The sequence below is a fragment of the Streptomyces sp. GbtcB6 genome, from assembly GCF_019091475.1.
Classification (GTDB): Bacteria; Actinomycetota; Actinomycetes; order Streptomycetales; family Streptomycetaceae; genus Streptomyces; species Streptomyces hyaluromycini.
On sequence record NZ_JAGXJL010000507.1, the window covers coordinates 1 to 233 of the forward strand.

Sequence of the window (233 nt, forward strand, 5' to 3'; positions counted from 1 at the left end):
GCGAGTTGTAATGAAGGTGCTAATTCGGGCAGATGCATCAGAGCCGACGGAGCCGGATGACCGACGCATCCAGGTCACCCTTCAGTCCGGTGTGCAGACCGTGGTGCAACAGGACGGCACCCCGATACACTTCGCCCGTTTCGCGGCATACGTAAGACGCCGTGGGGTCGAGACCCTGCAGCCGCACCGCCGGCGCCGGCACGCCGTAGCTCTGGGCCTGCAGCCAGGCGAGG

At 65.7% G+C, this 233-nt stretch carries 1 protein-coding gene; it reads right to left on the reverse strand.

Features of this window, described 5'->3' with window-relative positions:
* Window positions 1-37: 37 nt before the first annotated feature.
* Window positions 38-233, reverse strand: a 196-nt coding sequence (locus KVT45_RS55815) for a GH36 C-terminal domain-containing protein (protein ID WP_217562796.1), incomplete at its 5' end; no start/stop codon positions are given.